24 protein-coding genes are annotated in these 19,457 nt (G+C 69.0%); 10 read left to right on the top strand and 14 right to left on the bottom strand.

The window, feature by feature from the left end; translation table 11 throughout:
• Positions 1–400: 400 nt before the first annotated feature.
• The 3 genes from Ahu01nite_RS10175 to Ahu01nite_RS10165 all read left to right on the top strand — a co-directional run bounded on the left by Ahu01nite_RS10175 (position 401) and on the right by Ahu01nite_RS10165 (position 2,075).
• Positions 401–1,012 carry a YdeI/OmpD-associated family protein gene (locus tag Ahu01nite_RS10175; RefSeq protein WP_203836197.1) on the top strand — a complete coding sequence of 204 codons (612 nt, stop codon included), beginning with the start codon at positions 401–403 and terminating at the stop codon, positions 1,010–1,012.
• A gap of 86 nt (positions 1,013–1,098) precedes the next feature.
• Entirely contained in the window at positions 1,099–1,440 is a 342-nt protein-coding gene (locus Ahu01nite_RS10170; protein ID WP_438874765.1) for an immunity protein Imm33 domain-containing protein, read from the top strand.
• A gap of 164 nt (positions 1,441–1,604) precedes the next feature.
• A complete protein-coding gene (locus Ahu01nite_RS10165; RefSeq protein WP_203836196.1) occupies positions 1,605–2,075 on the top strand; it encodes a hypothetical protein in 471 nt (156 codons plus the stop codon).
• A gap of 23 nt (positions 2,076–2,098) precedes the next feature.
• Here Ahu01nite_RS10165 and Ahu01nite_RS10160 read toward each other — a convergent pair whose 3' ends face one another.
• The gene (locus Ahu01nite_RS10160) at positions 2,099–3,043 is read right to left on the bottom strand and encodes an SDR family oxidoreductase (RefSeq protein ID WP_203836195.1); all 945 of its coding nucleotides are present in this window, start codon (positions 3,041–3,043) and stop codon (positions 2,099–2,101) included.
• 96 nt (positions 3,044–3,139) lie between these two features.
• On the opposite strand from Ahu01nite_RS10160, the gene Ahu01nite_RS10155 reads away from it, so the two are divergent.
• Positions 3,140–3,991 (top strand): helix-turn-helix transcriptional regulator, encoded by an 852-nt coding sequence (locus tag Ahu01nite_RS10155; protein WP_203836194.1) that lies wholly within the window; start codon positions 3,140–3,142, stop codon positions 3,989–3,991.
• A gap of 10 nt (positions 3,992–4,001) precedes the next feature.
• On the opposite strand, the gene Ahu01nite_RS10150 is transcribed toward Ahu01nite_RS10155, so the two are convergent.
• The 7 genes from Ahu01nite_RS10150 to Ahu01nite_RS10120 form a co-directional block, all read right to left on the bottom strand.
• Positions 4,002–4,619: a TetR/AcrR family transcriptional regulator gene (locus tag Ahu01nite_RS10150; protein ID WP_203836193.1), complete on the bottom strand. Its 618-nt coding sequence runs from the start codon at positions 4,617–4,619 to the stop codon at positions 4,002–4,004.
• A 573-nt stretch (positions 4,620–5,192) separates the two neighbouring features.
• Positions 5,193–6,236, bottom strand: coding sequence for a helix-turn-helix domain-containing protein (locus tag Ahu01nite_RS50315; RefSeq protein ID WP_239158756.1), 1,044 nt, complete (start codon positions 6,234–6,236; stop codon positions 5,193–5,195).
• On the bottom strand, positions 6,233–6,802 hold the full coding sequence (locus Ahu01nite_RS10140) for an RNA polymerase sigma factor (protein ID WP_203836192.1): 570 nt from the start codon (positions 6,800–6,802) through the stop codon (positions 6,233–6,235). Before Ahu01nite_RS10140 ends, Ahu01nite_RS50315 begins: the two co-directional genes overlap by 4 nt.
• A 663-nt stretch (positions 6,803–7,465) precedes the next feature.
• Entirely contained in the window at positions 7,466–8,404 is a 939-nt protein-coding gene (locus Ahu01nite_RS10135) for a hypothetical protein (protein ID WP_203836191.1), read from the bottom strand.
• Positions 8,405–8,424: 20 nt separating this feature from the next.
• Complete coding sequence (locus Ahu01nite_RS51795) at positions 8,425–8,589, bottom strand: GrpB family protein (protein ID WP_369076630.1); 165 nt, start codon at positions 8,587–8,589, stop codon at positions 8,425–8,427.
• Positions 8,590–8,627: 38 nt separating this feature from the next.
• On the bottom strand, positions 8,628–8,690 hold the full coding sequence (locus tag Ahu01nite_RS51790) for a hypothetical protein (RefSeq protein WP_369076629.1): 63 nt from the start codon (positions 8,688–8,690) through the stop codon (positions 8,628–8,630).
• A 28-nt stretch (positions 8,691–8,718) separates the two neighbouring features.
• Positions 8,719–9,417 carry a hypothetical protein gene (locus Ahu01nite_RS10120; protein WP_203836188.1) on the bottom strand — a complete coding sequence of 233 codons (699 nt, stop codon included), beginning with the start codon at positions 9,415–9,417 and terminating at the stop codon, positions 8,719–8,721.
• Between the two features lie 332 nt (positions 9,418–9,749).
• Between Ahu01nite_RS10120 and Ahu01nite_RS10115 the strand changes: the two genes are divergently transcribed.
• The gene (locus tag Ahu01nite_RS10115; RefSeq protein ID WP_203836187.1) at positions 9,750–10,217 is read left to right on the top strand and encodes a hypothetical protein; all 468 of its coding nucleotides are present in this window, start codon (positions 9,750–9,752) and stop codon (positions 10,215–10,217) included.
• 50 nt (positions 10,218–10,267) lie between these two features.
• On the opposite strand, the gene Ahu01nite_RS10110 is transcribed toward Ahu01nite_RS10115, so the two are convergent.
• The 4 genes from Ahu01nite_RS10110 to Ahu01nite_RS10095 all read right to left on the bottom strand — a co-directional run bounded on the left by Ahu01nite_RS10110 (position 10,268) and on the right by Ahu01nite_RS10095 (position 14,734).
• Complete coding sequence (locus tag Ahu01nite_RS10110) at positions 10,268–12,445, bottom strand: MMPL family transporter (protein WP_203836186.1); 2,178 nt, start codon at positions 12,443–12,445, stop codon at positions 10,268–10,270.
• Positions 12,446–12,448: 3 nt separating this feature from the next.
• Entirely contained in the window at positions 12,449–13,048 is a 600-nt protein-coding gene (locus Ahu01nite_RS10105; RefSeq protein ID WP_203836185.1) for a TetR/AcrR family transcriptional regulator, read from the bottom strand.
• 78 nt (positions 13,049–13,126) lie between these two features.
• On the bottom strand, positions 13,127–14,173 hold the full coding sequence (locus tag Ahu01nite_RS10100; RefSeq protein ID WP_203836184.1) for a diguanylate cyclase domain-containing protein: 1,047 nt from the start codon (positions 14,171–14,173) through the stop codon (positions 13,127–13,129).
• Between the two features lie 84 nt (positions 14,174–14,257).
• Positions 14,258–14,734 carry a nucleoside 2-deoxyribosyltransferase domain-containing protein gene (locus Ahu01nite_RS10095; protein ID WP_203836183.1) on the bottom strand — a complete coding sequence of 159 codons (477 nt, stop codon included), beginning with the start codon at positions 14,732–14,734 and terminating at the stop codon, positions 14,258–14,260.
• A 223-nt stretch (positions 14,735–14,957) separates the two neighbouring features.
• Here Ahu01nite_RS10095 and Ahu01nite_RS10090 point away from each other — a divergent pair, with 223 nt between their 5' ends.
• Positions 14,958–15,251, top strand: a complete 294-nt coding sequence (locus tag Ahu01nite_RS10090) for a hypothetical protein (RefSeq protein ID WP_203836182.1) — start codon at positions 14,958–14,960, stop codon at positions 15,249–15,251.
• Positions 15,248–15,997 carry an alpha/beta fold hydrolase gene (locus Ahu01nite_RS10085; RefSeq protein WP_203836181.1) on the top strand — a complete coding sequence of 250 codons (750 nt, stop codon included), beginning with the start codon at positions 15,248–15,250 and terminating at the stop codon, positions 15,995–15,997. Before Ahu01nite_RS10090 ends, Ahu01nite_RS10085 begins: the two co-directional genes overlap by 4 nt.
• On the opposite strand, the gene Ahu01nite_RS10080 is transcribed toward Ahu01nite_RS10085, so the two are convergent.
• Together Ahu01nite_RS10080 and Ahu01nite_RS10075 are read right to left on the bottom strand one after the other, a co-directional pair.
• On the bottom strand, positions 15,917–16,312 hold the full coding sequence (locus tag Ahu01nite_RS10080; protein WP_203836180.1) for an STAS domain-containing protein: 396 nt from the start codon (positions 16,310–16,312) through the stop codon (positions 15,917–15,919). The two genes, Ahu01nite_RS10085 and Ahu01nite_RS10080, sit on opposite strands and share 81 nt — an antisense overlap.
• A complete protein-coding gene (locus Ahu01nite_RS10075; protein WP_203836179.1) occupies positions 16,309–16,614 on the bottom strand; it encodes an STAS domain-containing protein in 306 nt (101 codons plus the stop codon). The genes Ahu01nite_RS10080 and Ahu01nite_RS10075 overlap by 4 nt, the downstream gene beginning before the upstream one ends.
• A gap of 122 nt (positions 16,615–16,736) precedes the next feature.
• On the opposite strand from Ahu01nite_RS10075, the gene Ahu01nite_RS10070 reads away from it, so the two are divergent.
• From Ahu01nite_RS10070 to Ahu01nite_RS10060, 3 genes are read left to right on the top strand one after another with little or no spacing between them, the layout of a single operon-like run.
• Complete coding sequence (locus tag Ahu01nite_RS10070) at positions 16,737–17,414, top strand: response regulator transcription factor (protein ID WP_203836178.1); 678 nt, start codon at positions 16,737–16,739, stop codon at positions 17,412–17,414.
• On the top strand, positions 17,411–18,763 hold the full coding sequence (locus Ahu01nite_RS10065) for a sensor histidine kinase (protein ID WP_203836177.1): 1,353 nt from the start codon (positions 17,411–17,413) through the stop codon (positions 18,761–18,763). The genes Ahu01nite_RS10070 and Ahu01nite_RS10065 overlap by 4 nt, the downstream gene beginning before the upstream one ends.
• Positions 18,760–19,308: a GerMN domain-containing protein gene (locus tag Ahu01nite_RS10060; RefSeq protein WP_203836176.1), complete on the top strand. Its 549-nt coding sequence runs from the start codon at positions 18,760–18,762 to the stop codon at positions 19,306–19,308. The genes Ahu01nite_RS10065 and Ahu01nite_RS10060 overlap by 4 nt, the downstream gene beginning before the upstream one ends.
• Positions 19,309–19,457 lie beyond the last annotated feature (149 nt).

The following is a 19,457-nucleotide window of genomic DNA, read 5'->3' as shown; positions in this document are numbered from 1 at the left end:
GCCCATTGACAGGGCGGGTGGCCCCGCATCCATGCCTGCCGACGACCTAGACAGCGATGGATCACTCGCGATGGATGGCGTCCGTACGCTCAGCCTGTGGAACGGCAGGAAGGGCCGACCCTGGCGCTGGCCCGCCGGCTCGCATCCGAGCTCGACGGCGCCGCCGAGACAGAGATCAATCGAACGGGTCACGGCCTGACAGCTCGAACCGCGCCGACGCGTGTGCGATTGACTGGGCCGACCGGACGTCGAGACCGGTTACGACGGCCGCTCCCGCTATGGCCGCGTTGGTCAAGGGTCACGCAGTGTCTTACGTACCGCTGAACGCGCTTGGTCAGCGCCGGTTGCCGTTCCGCGAGCACGTCGCCACTCAGGATGATCGCTCGACTAGCCTGCTGTGGTGGGAGCAACCGAACTGGACGAGTTGATCGTGGCCGACGGCGCGGCGCTGCGCGTGTGGCTGCTCGCCAACCACACCACTTCCCCTGGTGTGTGGCTCGCCCTGACCAGGAAGGGCGGCTCGGTCACCACGCTGACCTGGCAGCAGGCGGTCGACGAGGCACTGTGCTTCGGCTGGATCGACGGGCAGGCCCGCAAGCGCGACGAGGAGAGTTCCTGGCGGCGGTTGACCCCGCGCCAGCCCCGCAGCGTCTGGTCCCAGCGCAACGTCGCCCACGTGGCCCGCCTGGAAGCAGCCGGCCTGATGCTGCCCGCGGGCCACGCCGCGGTGGAAGCCGCGAAGGCGGACGGGCGATGGACGGCCGCCTACGCGCCGCCGTCGGAAGCGCAGATGCCGGCCGACCTGCTGGCCGCGATCGCCGCCGACCCCTCGGCGCAGGCAATGTTCGACGTACTCACCAACACCAACCGTTTCTCCCTCATCACCCGCGTCAACGGCGTCAAGCGCGCCGAGACCCGCACCCGGAAGATCGCCGAGTTCGTCGCGATGCTGGCCCGGCACGAGACAATCCACCCACAGCGAGCCAGACCGGCCGACCCGCCGACGCCCTGACGCGGCGCAGCTTGCCGCACGGGAGTTCGTGCTCCACCAGGGCCTCAACGAGCACGACGATCGACGTGCAAAGATCGGGCGTGCGGATGTTCTGGGCGCAGCGTCGGGTGTGCCGCCGGCTCGGCGTCCCCTCGCTTCGACCTGGGCCTGGGACGTTGACCGGGGTTGCTCTGGGGCGAGCAACTGAGCTGGAACCGTTGAACGCCATTCGTCATCTGCCCGTCGGGCAGTCCGACGGCTGGTACGTGTGGCGAGGCGGGCAGATCCCCCACGACGACGATGAGTTCTTCAGCCCCGTCCACGTCGAACACGCCAAGGATCACTTCCCCGAATTGCTGCCGTACCTGGCGCTTCCGCCTGGGTTCGGCGTGATTCTGGCGCCCGGGTATGAGGACGTTTGGCAGGACCAAGCACTCCTTGATCCCTGACTGCCAAATCGGTAGCAGCGCACTCACATACCGCCGAGCGCTCGAGCGCCGAGTGGACACCCGCTTCCCGTTCCACAGCTATGATCTTGGTCGACTCGGGGAGTGGTTGACGACGTTGGTACGTACGCTGCAATGCCGCCGGATGGCGAAGCTTCCGGTTCTGAATGACGGGGAAGGCCTCGTTGCGCCGGCCGTTCGAGCCGGTGCCGGACAACGCTCAGGTGTTCAGCGCGTCCGGCCGGGCGTTGCGGTCGTTCCGGGTCGGCGATGGCGTCGCGCATCTCGCCGTCGACGAGCCGGGCACCATCTGGGCGGGTTACTTCGATGAGGGTGTCTACAGCGGAGATCCGTTCAGCGCCGGCGGTCTCACCCTCTTCGACGAGTACGGACGGCAACTGTGGGCCTATTGGCCGCCGTCCGGGTTTGACGACATCGCCGACTGCTACGCGTTGAACGTGGGTCCTCGCACGACGTGGGCCTACTACTACATGGGATTCCCGCTGATCCGGGTCACCGATCACCAGGCCCGGTCCGGCCGCCCTCACCCCGGTGAAGAAGATGAACGTCGTCAGCACCCGCGGAAGCCGCCTCTACCTGCGAACCACCGACTCGGTCTTCACCGCCGACCTGGCTGAATCCTGAGGATCCGGACACCTGTCTAAGCGGCGGCGACCGGGAAGGCGGTTCGCGTACGGTCCTCGGAGATCTGCCAGATGCGGCGAGCCTCGTCCTCGCTGCGCAGCCGCGAATAGAGCGCCTGCTCGGCGGGCGCACCGCCTAGGTGGCCCGGGCCGCTGGGACCGTAGAAGCGTCCCCCACCATCCACTGCGGTAGCGGCGAGCAATGCCGGGAGCGGGGCGGTCTCCAGGGTCCCGACAAGCAACCCACGCGCGGACAGCGCCCGGATGACCCGCACCCCCACCGTGTCGCGGGCCCGACCGACCTCGGGACGTGCCGCCAGCAGGCTGGTCGGGGCGATGCCCGGGTGGGCGAGGTTGCTGGTGATGCCCCAGCCCCCGGCCAGGCTGCGCCGCTGCAGCTCCAACCCGAACAGACCAAAGGCGATCTTCGATTGACTGTACGCGCGGCCCCCGTTGTACGACCGTTCCCAGTTCAGGTCGTCCCAGTTGATCGCTCCCTGGTTCGCGGCGATGCTGAGCTGCGACGTCACCCGGGCCCGGCCGGCGCGCAGCAGTGGCAGCAGGTGACCGGTGAGGGCGAAGTGACCCAGGTGGTTGCTGCCGAACTGGAGCTCGAATCCGTCCGCGGTGACCTGCCGCTCGGGCGGCGTCATGACACCGGCGTTGTTGATGAGGAGGTGGATCGGCCGGTCCTCGGCCCGCAGCGTGGCGCCGAGCGCGGCGACGGACTCCAGTGACGACAGGTCGAGCTCTCGCAGGGAGACGACGGCGTCCGGATGCTGCTTCAGGATCGCAGCGATCGCAGCTGAGCCCTTGCGCTGGTTGCGGACGGGCATGACGACCTCGGCACCGGCGCCGGCGAGCCGGGTGGCCAGGCCCAGGCCGACCCCGTCGGAGGCGCCGGTGACGACGGCGAGTTTTCCGGTGAGGCTGGGGACCGTGAAGGCAGGTGTACGTGGCATGTCTTTACGATGCGCGCCGGAAGCGGCGTTATCCACGGCTTACCGATCCCAGGCTGAGCGATCCCTCTCCACCGGGGTGAGCGGTATAACCAGACTATGATCGATCGTGCCGGGCTCGCCGCATTCCTGCGCCACCGCCGGGAGTCCCTGCAACCCGAGGATGTGGGCCTGCCCCGCGGGACGCGCCGCCGGACCAGCGGCCTGCGCCGGGAGGAGGTCGCCGCGCTCTGCCACCTCTCGGCGGACTACTACAGCCGCCTGGAACGCGAACGCGGCCCGCACCCCTCCGACCGCCTGATCGCGTCGATCGCCCAGGGCCTGCACCTGTCGCACGACGAACGCGACCACCTGTTCCGGCTGGCCGGGCACAATCCGCCCGCGACTGGTACGGGTGGCGAGCACATCAGCCCCGGCATGCTGCGCATCTTCGACCGTCTCACCGACACGCCCGCCGAGATCGTCACCGAGCTCGGTGAGACCCTGCGGCAGACAGCGCTCGGCGTGGCCCTCACCGGCGACCTCAGCCGGTACACCGGCCCGGCGCGCAGCATCGGCTACCGCTGGTTCACCGACCCGGCCTTCCGCGCTCTCTACCACCCGGACGACCACCCGCTGCACGCCCGCGTCTTCGCCTCGGGACTACGCAGGGTAGTAACCCTGCGCGGCCCGGACTCGCACGCCGCGCACCTGCAGCGCCTCCTGCTCGCCCGCAGCGAGGAATTCCGCACCCTCTGGACCGACCACGAAATCGGCGTGACCTACCAGCACGTCAAACGCTACGTCCACCCCGAGGTCGGCCACCTCGAACTCACCTGCCAGGCCCTCCTCGACCCGGACCAGGCCCATTCCCTGCTTGTCTACACGGCCGTTCCCGGCAGCGAGAGCTACGACAAACTCCAGCTACTCTCCGTCATAGCCACGACCGCATCGGACCTGAGCGCGCACTGAACCGTGTCGATCAGGTGGGCAGGGGCGTGAGCGCATCATCCAAGGCCGCCCGGGCGCCGCGCAGGGCCAGCCGGAGCTGGTCGGGTGAGCGGCGGACCTGGGCCAGCAGCAGGCCGCCCTGGATCGCGGCCATGGTGAGGTCGGCGAGCTCCGTCACGTTCACGTTCGGGAGCAGGTCGCCCGACTCCTGCATCCGGCGCAGACCCGCGATGAGGGGGGCCTCCCAGCGGGCGAAGGCGTCCACGAATGCCTGCCGGGCGAGGTCGTCCCGGCCGCCGAGCTGAGCGGCCAGCGAGCCGATCGCGCAACCACCCACGGCGTCCTGCCGGGTCCCGTTGGCCACGATCGCGTCGAACCAGTGGTCGATGCCGGTGACCGTGTCGACATGCAGGAGCAGTGGTTCCTGCGCGGCCAGCACGGTGTCCACGGTCGCGTGGACCACCGAGCGGACGAGGTCGTCCCGGTCGTCGAAGTAGTGGTAGAGCTGGCTGCGGCCGACCCCGGCGGCGCGTTCGACATCATCCAGCGTCACTGCCGCGACGCCGTGCCGCTGGATGAGCTCAGCGGCCGCGTCGAGGATGCGGCCGCGGGTCGCGCGGCCCCGCGTGGTGGTCGGCGTGTGTCCCATGAAGCTCCCTACGAAGGAAGGAGAACTGTGTTCGCCAGCCCACCCGTCCGGCTCTCCGTGCTGGACACCACGCCCATCGGCCGCACCCCGGAGTCGGCGTTCGAGTCGCCCGAACGGCCGCGGATGAAAGGTCATTCGAGGCTGTTCAAGTTTGTCGATTATTCGCCCGCATATTCGGCCTGCGAATCCCATGGGGACAATCTAAGCCGATGTAATGATCCTCTCCGTGCACTTCCAAGGTTGGACTTTTTGCCACCACATTCGGTGTCTTTAGCGAGCTCTTTAGAGAGTTGCTGTTCGGGCTTATTGCAGGGTGTGGCACCGCAGGTGGTGGTCGGATGATCCGGCGTAGCATCTGGCTGAGTGCGGCCCATCGGGTCATCTCCTCGGAGACCACCGGGTTACGTTCATAGTCACGCGCCAATCGGTGGTTCGGGGTCAGCCAGGCCAAGGTCCGCCTCGACAACCCACCCTTTCGGGACAACTCGAACCCGCGCTGCGCGGCCCGCTTGCGCACCATCACCATCACCAAAATCCGCCAGGCCACTCGACCAGCCGGTCCCCGGAACTTGGTCAGCGAACATGTGCCATGGCGTTCAGGAGCACTTCGGAGAGTTGTGCGGCGGCCCGAACCGCGGCGAGCTCACCTCGATGCAGGATGGTGAGATCTTCGACAGCGCAGGCGGGTGGCGTATGGCTCGTCGCCGCGGCAAGAGCTTCATTCTCTCGAGCCCAAGTGGACACCGATTCGATCAGGGCGGTCGTCATCTGCGCGGGCGACATGTTCTCGGAGCTCAGTCGGACTAGCAACTGTTGCCGGTACGGCCAGTAGGACCAGACCTTGGTTTCGTCGAGAAGTTGTTCCACCGGGTCAGTGCGCAGGTAGCACCAGGCGAGCTGGACTGAGTCGGGCCGGCCGTCAGCGATTAGGTCATCCACCATGCGGTGGCGGGCATGGGAACCGGCTACTTCGTAGAAGGTGCTGCGGCACCCGTAGGGCCGGGCAGCGGCGACGATACTTCTCCAGGTCAGCGGGGCGTCCGGGTGAGCGACGAGAAGCTCGTGGGCCGCCCGGAAGTAGGTGACCTTCGTCTGCCAGTGATTGCGGCGGGGCGACGTGTTGCGCGAGAGCCGGGCGTGCCACTGCCCGGTGACAGTCCGACGAAGGTCCTTCTCGACCCTCAGACTCTGGTCCGCCAGCTCTTGCCGGCACTCCTCCGCAGAAGGCTCTGCAGTTCCCCATTCCATGAGAGCCGTGGCGGTGGCCATTGCCACGCCTCCTTCGGTGAGCAACTCGGAAGCCGTTTTCCAACGCGGAACCATTCCGCTCTTCGCCATCTCATTCACCTTCTGTGTCACCACCTCCAGGGGCTCGGCGAGGCGCACAGCAAGCGCATAGTGTACAGACTCTTTTGAGACGCCCTCCTCTTGAAGCTCAAGCATTGTCCGGAGGTAGACCTTTGTGGTCGCACCCGTTCTGTCGGCCGCTCTCCCTTGCTCCGCACGGAGGAGGACGTCAGCCAACCCAGCATCCAGGTCGAGCTCGACCCGATCGGTGTCCGTGTGGTGCGCGCGATCAAGGAGATCACGGACGGGGTCGCCAGCCGAGGAAATCATGGCCGCTCACCTTCTTCGCAGGAGTGAATCTCCGTCATTCGGGCCGCGATTGGTTGAATCCGCTGACGAAGCCGTTCGGCAACGGTGCGCACCGTAGAGCTGGTGATCTCGAGGATGCCAGCGACTTCGGCGCAGGTGAAGCCTTCAAGGAAGATGAGCACGCCTACCGACCTCATGCGGGGCGTCTGCTGTGCCAGCAGAGCCCTTACTGCCTCGAAGAGCATTGTCTCGGACGCAACGGACTCGACCGGCCGGCAGAACGCCTCCTCGATGTCTTCCATCTCGGTGTCCCCAAAACGACCGAGGGCTCGATAATGATCGGCAAGCTTATTCATGACTATGCCAATGACGTACCTTCGGTTTGTGTCCTGGCCAAGGCTTGATCTCGAATTCCATCGAGGTAGAAGCGCGACGTAGGCGTTCTGCATGACATCTCCGGCCAGGAACTTGTCGCCGGCGGCGGCACGTCTTACGAGGTCGAAGATTCCCTGGGAGGTGGCCTGGTAGAACTCGGCGAAACCCGGGAAGGGGTCCTCATTGTCCAGTGATCCTGAACGGGCAGCCACGTCTTACTCCCACCGAGGCCGGTTGTCGCCTCGTTCACTTTCACCAATCTCGATCCTGCCGTTGAAGTCAACTTCAAGACGTCCCTCATCAGCGGATCTGTCGACATAGTGTCGCAGCACCTGGTCCCCTCGAGCCAGCTCGCGGACTGTCGAGTGCCGTATCCAGCTGCGCATAAGCATGATCAATTGTCGGCATACGCCGGCACTGATCAGCAAAGTGGTCACATGCTGCCAGCCGTCCATGATCTGTTGCTCCCTTCGAATGTCATCAATAGCTCGTCGAAGAGAGCCGAAGCGTCTACAAGATCCGTCCATATTTTGGGTGACACCTGACCGGCGCCCGATGGCGGGCGCCGCGGACAGCGTTCGGCTCAATACTTGAGTTGGCAGGAGATGAGCGAGACGTCTTCATGATCGACTCGTGGAAGATCGCCTGACCGGATGTCGATGTTGCGCAGCGACATCCGGAGGAGCTGAGTCGGCTGCATGCCCCGCTTGCTGGCTGGTTCACCGGGGCGGCGCCGCGGCTTGCTCCGGCAGTCACCCAACCGGGCTGGTCACATTCCTGGAGGGCCCTCCTCGACCCGGACCAGGCCCATTCCCTCCTGGTCTATACACCCGTCCCCGGCAGCGAAAGCTACGACAAACTCCAGTTCCTCGCGGTCACCGCCACGAGTTCGCACCCGTGACGGTGACGCCCGCGACGATCCCCTCCACGCCGTCGCCGGTCAGCATCACCTTCGCGCTGCGGACCGGGTCGAGCTCCGTGACCGGCACATCCTGGTAGAGCAGGATGCTCTCCAGCTCGACGGCGCCATGCTCCGTCGCGAAAGAGGCGTGCAGGTGGACCGGGCCGGCCAGGCACCGCACGATCGCGGTGACCCGGCCGGCCGCCGAGTGCACCACCTCGTGAATCTGCAGGCTCACCGGGTTCGCCAGCACCTTCGTGATCTCGACCAGGCCGGGCTTCCCCGTGGACCGCGGCGAATACTCCTCGTCGCAGACCAGCGCCCCGTCGTCCTGGGTGCTCCACCGCACGTCGCTCTCGAGCAGTTGCCGGGCCGCTTCCCCGGCGACGGCCGGATCACATCCGGGTACGGCGACGCTCAGCAGCGCCTCGGCAACCCGCGCGCCCACCGCCTGGTGAGCGTCCACATCGCTGAGCGCGGTCAGCACCAGCAGCAGCCGCTGCTCCCTCGTCCCCAGCGTGCCCCACTCGACAAGCCGCTCGGCCTCGCGCCACGACAGCCCGGGCCCGTAACCGTGCCCCTCCCGAGCGGCAACGCTGAGACACCGCCCGTCGCCGGTCAGCACGACGTGGTCCTCGCCGCCCTCGTCGTCGTACCCGAACCAGATGACCACCGCATAGCCGGCGCTGACCCGCAGCACCGGCCACTGCCCCGACTCCTGGATCAGCTCGTAGAGCTCCAGCGGATCCTCGTCGCCGAACAGGGCCTCGACCAGCTCGCCATCGACGTTCCCGTCCACCAGGGAACACCAGAACGCCCGCTCGCCGAGCAGCCAGCTCCCGTCGCTCAGCACATCCGCGGAGACACCGTCATAGCGCCGCACGTAGTCCGCGGCCTGAGCTTCGTCGAGCACGGCCAGACCCTACACAGCCCCTACGACAAAACCCCCGGCCCGCTCGATCCTGCCACGATCGCATGCTTACCTCGCGTGTACGCCCGCCCGTCCACTCCCCCAGCCAGCGAAACCTCGGCTTTGACCGCCGCGTATTCAACAGCAGCCACCGCATCGCGCCGCAATTCGTCCCGAAAGGCGAGCAGTCGCTGCCAGTAGCCGATCGCTTCGAGGCGTGCGGATCTCAGCGAAGCGGTCGTACCCCGCTGACACCGACCCTGAGATCGATGATCGGCTTGGCGGTCATGCCCGGCACGGCCGCCGACGTGGCGTGCTCACAGGACGACACCCGTCACGCGGGAGTGCTGCTCCAGGTTCGCGACGAATCCGGCGTACGCCTCATGGTCGGGGCCTGCGATCCACTTTGCCGGAGTTTTCGTCAGGAGTTCCGCGTATTGGTCCTGCAGGGGCGCCCGGACGTCCAGGAGGACACACGGGCCCGGCACCTCGACAGACACTCGCTGGTCGCCGGCGGTGACCACGATCTGGTGGTCCTCCTCGACGTCGAGCAGGCACATCCGCGCCCCCGCCCCGATCGCGAGCGTCGCGAACGTCTCCCGGATGGACGGTGACGCCAGGAAGAGTCTGCTCTGCTGGCTGACCGCGGGTGTGAAGGAGAAGTTCCAGCAGCCGGGCATCGGGGTCTCGTGCACGCTCAGATAGACGTACCCGACGGCGATCTGGTCGCCTCGGGCGTTGTCCACGACGTCGAGATAGGAGTCGCGGTAATCCTGCAGGCGGTCGTCGCAGGGAAAACAGAGCGAGAGGTCGAACTCCGGGCGTACGGCCGTCGCGAGCTCGACGATCTCACCACCCTGGAACCGGACCGTCGCGGGAAAGTGCACCGCCGGCCCCTCCGGAACGACCACCGTGGTGAACTCGTCCCGCACATCACACAGCGCCGCCACCAGGGTGAGGAACCGCCCGGCGTCACGCCCGTCCACGTACACGTCGTAGCTGTAGTCGATTCCCAAGCCATAGACCCCCGAGACGGTAGGCAGCAAGCCTAGTCAATGCCACGCCACGGCCTCGCCATGCGGTCAGGAATCGAGAAGCGCAGGTCAGGGTGGTGGTCCTAGCGTGATCGGCATGCAGAAGAACACGTGGGTCCGGCCGTTTCACCGGTGGACGTCGATTGCTTTCACCGTCACCGTGGTTGCCACGTTCGTCGCGCTGGCGCAGGAGGAACCGGTCGTCTGGGTGTCGTACGTGCCGCTTGTGCCGTTGGCTTTGTTGCTTTTACCGGGTTGTACCTGTTCGCGCTGCCGTACCTCGCGAAACGGCGCGGGTAGACATACTGGGCCGCATGCGGCGGCTACTGGGGATCTTGTTCGTGCTGGTGCTGGCCGGGTGTGGGACGCCGGCGAAGACCATGACGGGTGCGGAGGCGATCCAGCAGGTCGACGACTATCTGAAGGACGCGGTGGCGGCGGCGCCGGCGGGTGTGCGTCTGGTGCGCAAGGCCGAGGCCACGAACGGGAGCGGGTGCGTGCGGGGGCTGTCGGATTCCGGTTTCACCGGGCAGGTCAAAGCCGAGGTGGCGTACGAGGCCCAGGTCGACCCCGCAGTAGCGGCACAGTATCTCCAGGCGCTCGGTGACCTGTTCGACCGCAAGTGGGGCAAGCCGGAACGGTCCGCGGACAACGTCGGCGTGTACGTCGACGAGGTGCGGCTCTACGGCGACTACTGGCCGGGGATCAAGCGGCTGACCGTCGGCGGAAACTCCGGCTGCGTCTGGGTCGGCGGCACACCAGGCCCCGACGACCGCCCGTAAAAAGGCCGGCCCCGGGAGAGTCCCGAGGCCGGCCGGTGGAACAACAGCGATCAGGCGTTTTCGAGGGCCGGGGTGGCCGGGACCTCGCGCTCGAGGGCGGCGCCCTCGACGTCGAGGACCGGGAGCCAGGTGAGCCAGGCCGGGAGCCACCAGCCCGCGCGGCCGAGCAGGCTCAAGGCTGCCGGGACCGCGATCATGCGGACGATGATGGCGTCGAAGAGGATGCCGATGGCCAGGGCGAAGGCGATCGGTTTGATGGTGTCGTTGCCTTCCGGGACGAAGCCCGCGAAGACCGCGAACATGATGGTCGCCGCCGCGACCACGACCGGGGCGGCCTGACGGAAGCCGGTGGTGACCGCGTCGCGGGGTGAGGCGCCGTGGGCGTGGGCCTCGTGCATGCGGGAGACCAGGAAGACCTGGTAGTCCATCGCGAGGCCGAACAGGATACCGATGACGATGATGGGCGAGAGGCTGAGCAGCGGGCCGGTGGTCTCCGCGTTGACGATCTGCTGGGCCCAGCCCCACTGGAAGACGGCGGTGGTCGCGCCGAGGGCCGAGCCGATGGTGAGCAGGAAGCCGAGGACGCCGACGACCGGGACCAGGATGGAGCGGAACACCAGGATCAGCAGGATCAGGGCCAGGCCGACGACCAGGATCAGGTAGCGGGGCAGGGCCGCCTGGAGTTTCTGGGAGACGTCGACGCTGACCGCGGTCTGGCCGGTGACGTAGACGCCGTCCTGGCCGTCGAAGGAGTCCCGCATCGCGTGGACCAGGTCGACCGTCGTGGTGCTGTCCGGTTCGGAGGCCGGGATGACGGTGACCAGGGCGGCGGTGCCGGCCGGGTTGGGGGTCGGCGGGGCGACGACGGCGACGTCGGGGAGGTTCTTGACCGAGCCGGCGATCGTGGCGGCGCGGGCGGCGGCGTTGTCGCCGTCGACGAGGACCAGCAGCGGGCCGGTGAAGCCGGGGCCGAAGTGCTCGGCGATCAGGGCCTGGGCCTTGGCCTGGGTGCTGTCGGCGGCGGGCGGCTGGATCAGCGAGGTCCGCATCGAGAAGAACGGGATCGAGATCACCGCGAGTACGGCGACGGCGGCGAGCAGGCTGAGCACGCGGAACCGGGTCACCGTGGCGGACCAGTGCCGGTAGACGGCCCGGCCCTCGCCCTCGCCGTTCGCGGCGGCGGCTGCCGCGGCACCGGGGGCGCGCAGCTTGCGGGGCAGGGCGCGCAGGCCGATGAAGCCGAGCATCGCCGGGACCAGGGTGATCGCGATGAGGACCGCCACCACGATGGTCGAGGCAGCGGCGATGCCCATCTCGGTGAGGAACGGGACACCGGCGACGGACAGCCCGGCCAGGGCGATGACGACGGTCAGGCCGGCGGTCACGACCGCGGAGCCCGCTGTGCCGACGGCGAGGGCGGCGGCGTCCTGCGGCGTACGCCCGCGCAGCAGCTCCTGGCGGTGCCGCGTCACGATGAACAGCGCGTAGTCGATGCCCACGGCCAGGCCGAGCATGATGGCGAGGATCGGCGTGGTCGACTGCAGGTCGATGAACCCGGTGAGGGTGGTGATGCCGAGCGCGCCGATGCCCACGCCGACGACCGCGGTGAGCAGGTTCATCCCGGCGGTGACCAGGGAACCGTAGGTCAGGGCCAGCACGAGCAGCGCGACGACCACACCGATGAGCTCGGCGGGGCCACCGATGTCGGCGGCGTTGGCCTGGCTCGCCTCGCCGGTGACCTCGACGGTCAGGCCGGCGGTGTTGGCAGCGGCGACCGCGTCGAGCAGCGCGGCCCGGTCGGTGTCGGTGATCTCGGTGGCGACGACCGGGTACGTGACCGTGCTGTACGCGGCGCTCTGGTCCGCGGAGACCGCCGGCGCCTTCGGATCGAGGGGGTTCGACGCGGACGCCACGCCGGGCAGCTTGCCGAGCCCGGCGACGAGCGTGGCGACCTTGGCGGCGTTGGCCGGGTCGGTGACCTTGGTGCCGGCCGGGGCGGCCATGACCACCTGGGCGGTCGCGCCGTTGGCGCCGTCACCGAAGCGCTGCTCGATCAGGTTGAGCGCGGTGGTGGACTCCTGCCCCGGGATGCTGAACGTGTTGACCGTCGAGCCGGACAGCGTCGCCGCGCCCACCCCGGCGGCGATCAGGACCACGAACCAGACGGTCGTGACCCAGACCCGGTGCCGGAACGCGCCCAGCCCGAGTCGATGCAGGAAGGTAGCCATGGCCTAAGGGGTTCCTCTCGTCGCGGCCGGGTGCGGATGCCCCAGCGCGTCATAACTGGTGGCGACGAGGTGCCCGCGCACCTCGTCACGGGGGTGGTCGCGCAGGGCCAGCGCGGCGACGGCCAGCGCACCCAGTGCCCCCACGACCCGGGTCGCCCGGCCGAGGTCGGGATGCTCCGGATCAGCGGGGTGGTGCACGTCGATGCCGAACGCCGCGAGCAGCACCTGGCCGACCTCGTCGAGCAGGGCGGACTCGCCGGTCTCGGTCATCCGGCTGAACGCGCTGAGGACGAGCGCGATCAGGCCGGGGTGAGCGAGCGCCACATCGGCGAGGGCTTCCAGCACCACCCGGTCCCGCCCGGGGCCCAGCGGCTGGCCCTCGACCCGGGCACCGATCTCCCGGAGCACGCCGGTGCAGCGGCCGGAGACCGCCTCCCAGAGGGCTTCCTTGCTGGGAAAACGGTGCAGCAGGCCGGTCTTGGAGTAGCCGGCCGCGTCCGCGATCCGCTGCACGGAGGTTTCCTTGAAGCCGTGCCGGGCAAACAGAGCGGCGGCCTGATCAACGATCTCGTCGTCGATCTCCTGCTTCGTGGGGCGGCGCATGTGGACCACAGTAGTCCAGCCCGGACCAGAGTGGTCCGCAGTTGGGCGTAACGGTGCTCACGTTCTCGTCAGGGACGATCAGGCTGCGGCGCCGGCCCGGCGCTTCTGCGCGTACATGGCGTGGTCGGCCTGGGAGATCAGGAGCTGGACGTCGTCGCCCGCGTTGCCCACCGCCCAGCCCACGCTGGCACCCACCCGGTAGAGACCGGAGACGCCCTTGATCGGCTCTCCGATCGCGTCACGCAGTCGTGTCGCGGTCTCGGCGATGGTCTCCGTCAGATCCGGGCCGCTGAGCACGGCCACGAACTCGTCACCACCGGTCCGCGCGATCACGTCGCTCTCGCGCAGATGGCCGCGCAGCCGCTCGGCGACCACCACCAGCACTTCGTCGCCGGCCTCGTGCCCCGCCTCGTCGTTGACCTTCTTGAAGCCGTCGAGATCGATGACGAGCACACCCACCTGCCCGAGCGCCCCGTCGAGCCGGTCCGCGCGCGCCTTCAGCAGGGAACGGTTGGCGAGGCCGGTCAGGGAGTCGTGGGTCGCGGCGTACTCCGCCTCGGCCTGGCTGCGCTCGAGCGCCGAGTGCAGGCGGGCGTGCTGGATCGCGATGGCGGCGTGCTCGGCGAACAGCGCGAGGATCTCCTGCTGCTCGGCCCCGGGGCGGCGCAGGCCCTCGGGCAGGTCGACGCTGAGGACGCCCAGCCACTCCCCCGACGGCGACTGCAGCGGCGCGAACAGGCAGTCCATCGGATGCCACGCCCCGGGATCCTCGGTGACCTCGATGTCCGGCGTCCAGATGTAGAGGCTCTCGGGGACGCCCACGCGATGATCGACGAAGTAGAGCGTGCCCCAGCGCTCCGAGATGCGGAACAGCTCCCGCCAGCTCTCGGCCGACCCGCGGCTGCCCAGCAACTCGCTCTTCAGGTCGTCGCTGCCCGCCACCGCGACCGTCAGATAGTCACCGTTGGGCTCGGCCAGGTTGACCGCGGCCAGCCCGAAGCCGGCCACCTCGACCACACCGTTGGCGACGGCCTCGAGCGTCGCGGTCAGGTCGAGACTGGCGTGCACCCGCTTGGTAACGGCGTGCAGGGCCCGTAGAGCCTGCAGCTGGGTATCGGCGCCCAAGATCCAGGCTCCCTCCGCGCATCGCTGATCAACTGACCGTAGTGCATCCCCTCACGAGTAGTGGAATCCGCCGATCGGCGTCGTTCACCGCAATCTGAGATCTTTTCCCGCCGTTGCCATGGCGGTAGCGCCCGCAACGGCCACCGTTTCGGCGAGCGAGTCGTGCAGCGTCAGCTCCGGACGGGCCAGAGCGAGTTGCACGCGTACGTCCAGACGTCGCGGATAGTCCCGATCGGCACCCACCACCAGGGGCACACCGCGGGTCGCGTGCACACCGAGTTCGTACAGCGTAATCGGCTGGACGCTGCCCCCGCCCGCGAACCAGAACAGCACCACACCGGCGCGGTGCAGCTGCTCGTGCTCCCAGGTGATCTGCTCGACGGCGACGTGTTCGCCGTCGGCGTAGACGGGGCGGCGCGGATTGAGAACGGTCAGACCGTCGTGACCGGCGAGCATCGCGGCTGCCTGCGCCTGCCAGTCCGGGCAGCCCGTGATGCCTCCGGCGAGGAACAGGCTCGGCCCCGCGCCGGTGAACGGCTCGGGCGCGTGCACGTGTCGCATCGCGGCACCCTACCGTCACGCAACTGTCATGTGGCTGCGGGCGCACCGCCATCTGCGCGGTAGATCATGATGGCCGGGCGACGCTCCGCCAAGTGTCGTCCCGATGGCTACGCGCGGGTGTCCGGTTCGGACGCCCGCGCGTTGTCGTCTCCAGCCCTTTCAGGTCGCGAAAGTACGCAGTTGCGTACCGGACAGGCCGTCGCCCGCGGAGGAGAATGCGCGGGTGGTCAGCGGATACATCGAGCCCGGGAACGTCGTGGCCTTCCTGCAGTGGCTCAGCCTCTACATCGACCATCCCCATGACGATCTGGATCAGGTCGCGCTGGCGGGCGCCCTCAAGCCGACGGACAGCGACGACCCGGCCGCCTGGTTCGAATATCCCCTGGCGGGAACCCCCGATCTGCTGGTACGCATGGCACGCGAGGTCGGCTCCGTCGGCGTACACGTAGAAGTTGTCGGCGAGATCGACCCCGTCCTGACCGCCCGTATCGAGACCCTCATGGATGTGTACTGGTGACACTGCTCGCCCACGACGTGACCGGCGACGGCAGTCCGGTCCTGCTGCTGCACTCGACCGCCTGCGACCGCCGGATGTGGGATCCGCAAATTCCGGCATTGACCGCCACCGGTCATCGGGTGATCCGGTGCGATCTGCGCGGTTACGGCGAGAGCGCCGTGCCGGACGAGTCCTGGAGCGACGCGCAGGACGTCGTCGATCTCCTCGACCACTACGGCGTCGCGCGGACGGCGCTGGTCGGGGCGTCCGGCGGCGGGCGGGTCGCGCTCGAGGTCGCCGCGCGCTGGCCCGGCCGGATCACCTCGCTCGCCCTGCTGTGCACCGCGCTGGCCGGCCATGAACCGAGCCCGGTGCTGGCCGCCTTCGGAGCCGAGGAGGACGCGCTGCTCGAGGCCGGCGACGCGGCGGCCGCCACCGAGCTCAACGTCGCGTTGTGGCTCGGGCCGGACGCCACCGACGACGTCCGCGACAGGGTCAGGCAGATGCAGCGGCACAGCTTCGACGTGCAGCTCGCCGCCCGTCAGGACGTCGGACCGGTCCGCGCGGAGATCGACCTCGCGACCGTCACCGCGACCGCACTGGTCGTCTCCGGCACCTACGACGTGCCCGACTTCCGCGAGATCGCCGCCACGGTGGCGAGCGCGCTCAAGGCCGAGCACGTCGAACTAGAGACCGGTCACCTGCCGAGCCTCGAGGCTCCCGTGGACGTCAACACCCTGCTCACCGTTTTTCTCCAGGTCCTGTAACCACTCCAGGGCCTCGTCACGCTCGTCGAAGAGCGGGAACAGACCGTGCACCTGCATCGTGTGCAGCACGGTGATGACGAAACGGGACGGGGCGGCCAGGCAGACCAGGCCGCCCCGGCGCCGGGCGTTGCGGTGCGCGCGCACCAGCAGACCCAGGACGGTGTCGTCGAGGGTGTGCACACCGGCCAGGTCGACCACGACATGCGGTCTGCTCGCCACGGCGGCGGCCAGCGCCGCCCGCAGCTCATCGGGCTCGCAGGCGTGCACACGCACGACCGCGGCGACGGGGTGTTCCTCCAGCTCGACGGCGCTCATCGGGCTTCCTCCACCTCCAGGACATGGTCGACACGGGCCAGCCCGAGCATCCTGCGCACCCGGTCGACCGGCCCGCGCAGGGTGAGCCGGCCGTCCGTACGCATCATCTCGCGGTGCACCTGAAGCAGCACGACGATGGCCGCGGCGTCGATCCGGGGGCTGCGGCGCAGGTCCACGACGAGCCGGGCCGGGCGCAGCGCCGCCGCCTCGGCCAGGCGGGAACGCCAGCGCTCGACGGCCGCACCGTCCAGCGCCTCGGTGACCACGACGGTCGTCTCCTGCACCGTGTGTTCCGCTCGCACCCGGCAAGAGTCCCTCCGGTGTGTGGCGGAGCCCACGCGCGCGTATGACGGTTCCGTGACAAAGGGGCCACGAGCCCGCACAGAATTCGCCGCCGGCACCCCCGTCCGGCAACACTGAACGCATGTCAGCTGTGCTGGTGATCGAGGACGACGACCGCATCCGGCTCTCGCTGGTGCTCGCGCTGGAGGACGAGGGCTACGCGGCCGCCGGCGCGCCGACCGCCGAGGAGGGCCTGGCCGCGCAGCGGGACCACCCCGCCGACACGGTCCTGGTCGATCTCATGCTGCCCGGCATCGACGGCTTCGAGTGCATCCGGCAGCTGCGCCGCTCCGACGACGTACCCATCGTGGTGATCAGTGCCCGCGACGACACCCACGACATCGTCGCCGCCCTCGAGGCCGGCGCCGACGACTACCTGGTCAAGCCGGTCGCGGTGAAGGAGCTGACGGCCCGGCTGCGGGCATTGCGCCGCCGCGCCCGGGTCGCCATCGCCGACGAGGTTCCCGTGCTGCGCTTCGGTGACCTGGAGATCTCCCCCGAGGCCGGCGAGGTCCGGCTGCACGGCGAGCAGGTCGCGGTCACCCGCACGGAATTCCAGCTCCTGTGTGAACTCGCCGAGCACCCCGGCCGCGTCCTGTCCCGCCAGCAACTCCTGCAACGGGTCTGGGGCTACGACGGCGGCGACGAACGCCTGGTCGACGTGCACGTGGGCCGCCTGCGGCAGAAGATCGAGGACAGTGCGGGGACACCCCGGCGGCTGGTCACGGTCCGCGGGCTCGGCTACAAGCTGCAAAAATGAGAAGAGCCGGGCTTCGCGTACGCGTCATCGCGGGCTTCGCCGCCGGCGCGCTCGCGCTGTCCGCGACCATGGCGCTGGTGTCGTTCCAGGTCGTGCGGCAGAGCCTGCTGAGCGAGCGGGAACGCACCGCCGTCCGGGCCGCCTACTACGACGCCGCGATCGTGCGTTCCGGCCTCGGCACCCAGAGCGACCCCGACGTCGGCGCGGTCCTGCGCACCCTCGACACCGGCGAGAACAGGCGAGCGGTCCTGCAACGCCGCGGCGACTGGTATTCCCGCCAGGCCGACACCGGCGTCACCGAGGCGATCCCCGTCAGCCTGCAGGAGGCCGCCGCCCAGGGCACCCCTTCAGTCCAACGGGTACGCGCGGACGGCCGCCCCACCCTCGTCGTCGCCGTCCCCCTGTCCCGCACCGAGGTCTTCTACGAGGTCGACTCCCTGCAGGAACTCGAACACACCCTCGGCGTGCTGACAGCGGTCCTCACCGCCGTCGCCATCAGCACGGCGGCCCTCGGCGCGCTGCTCGGCTGGTACGCGAGCCGTTACGTCCTGCGCCCCCTGACCCGGGTGGCGGACGCCGCCCAGGAGATCGCCGGCGGCGCCTCCAAATATCGCCTCGACCCGGCCACCGAACCCGACCTGGCCCGCATCACCACCTCGTTCAACCACATGGTCGACGAACTGTCCGCCCGCCTCGAACGTGACCGCCGCTTCGCCGCCGACGTCAGCCACGAGCTCCGCTCCCCCCTGCAGACCCTCGCCGCGGCGGCAAGCGTCCTGGAACGCCGCCGCGACCAGCTCGACGAACGCACCGCCATGGCCGCCGGCCTGGTCAGCGACGAGATCGCCCGCTTCCAGCAACTCGTCAACGACCTGCTCGAACTGTCCCGCGGCGACCGGCCGGCCACCCGCCGCCCGGTCGACATGCCCGAATTAGCCCAGCAGATCTGCCGCGACCGCAAGGTGAGCACGGACATCGTCACCTCCGCCGGCTCAACCACCTGGTCCGTGGACAGAAGCCGGGTCGGGCAGCTCCTCGGTAACCTGCTCGACAACGCCCAGGCGTACGGCGGCGGGGCTGTGGCCGTACGCATAGCCCTGGAGGGAGAATCGGGACGCATCGAAGTGGACGATGAAGGCCCCGGAGTGAGCCCCGACGACAAGCCCTTGATCTTCGACCGTTTCGTGCGCGGACGCTCGGCCGGCGCCCGCGCGGACACCGCCGGCACGGGCCTCGGGCTCGCCCTGGTCGCCCAGCACGCGGCGGCCCACGGCGGCACGGTCACCGTCCTGGACCGGCCGGGCGGCGGCGCCCGCTTCCGCGTCGACCTGCCGGGATGTGTCTCATGAGGCGTCTGCTGGTCGTGCTGCTCACTCTCGCTCTCACGCTCGCCGGGTGCGGGGTGCCGCTGGACTCCTCGCCCCGCTCGATCGAAACCCCGGCCCGCATCGACGCCTCCGGCAACCCGGTCCCGGACGAGGCAGGATCGGCGGTGCTGCGGCTCTATCTCGTACGCGACGGCCGCCTGGTCCGCGTCCCCCGCCGGGTCACCACCGTCCTCGGCCCCCGCCAGCAACTGGCGATCCTCCTGGCCGGCCCCACCGCCGAGGAGAGCGCGGACGGCCTGACCAGCGCCCTCACCACCATGACCGTCACCGACGTCGACCTCCTCGACCGCCGCGCCACCATCACCATCGGCGACCGCCCCGACCAACTCGTCCGCAGCGACGAGGTCCTGGCATTCGGCCAAATCGTCTGCACCCTCACCAGCCAGACCGAAGTCGGCACGGTCTCCTTCATCTCCGGCGGCGAACCCTTACGAGTCCCCCGCGCCGACGGCTCCCTGGCCGACGGCGCCCTCACCATCGCCGACTACAACGGCCTCCTCGACTGAGGCCACGCGCCCGGTCGGTGGATGGCCCTCCGGGTAGTACATCGCGATCGTCGTGAGGTGCCGATATTCACATGGCTTCTGCGAAGGCGACCCCCGGAACCGCAGACTCGCGATCAGGTCATCGCCGTGCTCCGGGGCAGAGTGGACGC

The sequence above is a fragment of the Winogradskya humida genome (assembly GCF_016862215.1).
Lineage (GTDB): Bacteria > Actinomycetota > Actinomycetes > Mycobacteriales > Micromonosporaceae > Actinoplanes > Actinoplanes humidus.
The sequence above is the reverse complement of the archived record's forward strand: the minus strand, read 5'-3'. Positions and strand labels throughout refer to the sequence as shown.

Coding starts and splice junctions, on each gene's coding strand:
- Ahu01nite_RS10170 (WP_438874765.1), top strand. CDS start 1,099: ATGTTCTGGGCGCAGCGTCGGGTGTGCCGCCGGCTCGGCGTCCCCTCG.
- Ahu01nite_RS10165 (WP_203836196.1), top strand. CDS start 1,605: ATGACGGGGAAGGCCTCGTTGCGCCGGCCGTTCGAGCCGGTGCCGGAC.
- Ahu01nite_RS10160 (WP_203836195.1), bottom strand. CDS start 3,043: ATGCCACGTACACCTGCCTTCACGGTCCCCAGCCTCACCGGAAAACTC.
- Ahu01nite_RS10155 (WP_203836194.1), top strand. CDS start 3,140: ATGATCGATCGTGCCGGGCTCGCCGCATTCCTGCGCCACCGCCGGGAG.
- Ahu01nite_RS10150 (WP_203836193.1), bottom strand. CDS start 4,619: ATGGGACACACGCCGACCACCACGCGGGGCCGCGCGACCCGCGGCCGC.
- Ahu01nite_RS50315 (WP_239158756.1), bottom strand. CDS start 6,236: ATGATTTCCTCGGCTGGCGACCCCGTCCGTGATCTCCTTGATCGCGCG.
- Ahu01nite_RS10115 (WP_203836187.1), top strand. CDS start 9,750: ATGCGGCGGCTACTGGGGATCTTGTTCGTGCTGGTGCTGGCCGGGTGT.
- Ahu01nite_RS10110 (WP_203836186.1), bottom strand. CDS start 12,445: ATGGCTACCTTCCTGCATCGACTCGGGCTGGGCGCGTTCCGGCACCGG.
- Ahu01nite_RS10105 (WP_203836185.1), bottom strand. CDS start 13,048: ATGCGCCGCCCCACGAAGCAGGAGATCGACGACGAGATCGTTGATCAG.
- Ahu01nite_RS10095 (WP_203836183.1), bottom strand. CDS start 14,734: ATGCGACACGTGCACGCGCCCGAGCCGTTCACCGGCGCGGGGCCGAGC.
- Ahu01nite_RS10080 (WP_203836180.1), bottom strand. CDS start 16,312: ATGAGCGCCGTCGAGCTGGAGGAACACCCCGTCGCCGCGGTCGTGCGT.
- Ahu01nite_RS10070 (WP_203836178.1), top strand. CDS start 16,737: ATGTCAGCTGTGCTGGTGATCGAGGACGACGACCGCATCCGGCTCTCG.
- Ahu01nite_RS10065 (WP_203836177.1), top strand. CDS start 17,411: ATGAGAAGAGCCGGGCTTCGCGTACGCGTCATCGCGGGCTTCGCCGCC.
- Ahu01nite_RS10060 (WP_203836176.1), top strand. CDS start 18,760: ATGAGGCGTCTGCTGGTCGTGCTGCTCACTCTCGCTCTCACGCTCGCC.